1 protein-coding gene is annotated in these 1182 nt (G+C 60.0%); it reads left to right on the forward strand.

The window, feature by feature from the left end; translation table 11 throughout:
- Window positions 1-97: 97 nt before the first annotated feature.
- The coding region (locus HFD97_RS21975) for a methyl-accepting chemotaxis protein (protein ID WP_167432525.1) at window positions 98-1182 on the forward strand (1085 nt) is incomplete at its 3' end.

Genomic DNA, 1182 nt, shown 5'->3' on the forward strand with positions numbered 1-1182 from the left:
AGTCGGGGATTTATTCTGGTCGCTGTACATTTCCCCCTTCGTGCCGATAACACAGATTACACCAGGCATTCCTCTTCCCCGGACAATGAGAGCACCTATGAAAATATCTACCCGGCTTGCGTCAGGCTTCGGTCTGCTTATTCTGCTTTTTATACTCTGTACCGGCATCGCGCTTAACGCACTGAGCAGGGCCAGCGACGGCATGGACGACGCCGTTAACGTCAAAATGAAAAAGTATCAACTGATACTGGACATGCGCGGCGGCCTGAGGGACATGGGTATCGCGGTCCGTAATATGGCTCTGCTCAGTGAACCTGCGGCAATGAAATCCGAATGGGAGCGCCTGCAGAAGCAGAAGCTGCTCTATATAGAAAACCGGCGCGCTCTGGTTGAGATGATGAAGGCGGACTCTACACCGCAGGGTCGCGAGGTATTCAGCCAGATAGCTCAAGCTGAAGGTCCGGCACTGGCTGCGCTGGAGAAGGCGGGTCAGCTCGGGCTGGCTAACCAGGCCCGGGAAGCCACCGATTACCTCATGAAGGTCACGCGTCCGGCGCAGAGCACGCTGCTGAAAGCCCTGAACGACATGACGCAGGTACAGCTGAAAAACACCCAGTCCGCCGTTGAGCAGAACAGCCGGTCTGCCGACCGCGCATCGCTGATACTGGTATTACTTGCGGCCGCATCCGTGCTCGTGGCCGCCGGAACCTGCGTAATGACTATTCGTGTGCTGATGCGTCAGCTGGGCGGAGAGCCTGCACAGGCCCAGGCGCTCGCGGCAACAATCGCATCCGGCGACCTGACCACGCCGGTCACGCTGCGCCGTAACGACACGGACAGCCTGCTGGCATCGCTGGACGGCATGCAGGCCAATCTCCGGGGACTGGTCTCGCAGATTAAAGACGCCTCCGCCTCAGTGGCCCTGGCCGCGGATGAAATTTCTCAGGGCAATACTGAATTGTCCTCGCGCACCGAGCAGCAGGCGGCCGCCCTGCAGGAAACGGCCGCCAGCATGGAGCAGCTCACCGCCACGGTGAAAAGTAACACGGCCGGCGCGCAGCAGACCGCCGATTCGGCCCGTGAAACCGCGTCGCTTGCGCGCACGGGTGAAGCGGACGTGCAGCGCATGTCGGAAACCATGAATGCCATCTCGCTGAGCGCGGCAAAGGTACGGGACATCAC

This window comes from Pantoea sp. EKM103V, from assembly GCF_011800365.1.
GTDB classification, from domain to species: domain Bacteria; phylum Pseudomonadota; class Gammaproteobacteria; order Enterobacterales; family Enterobacteriaceae; genus Pantoea; species Pantoea anthophila.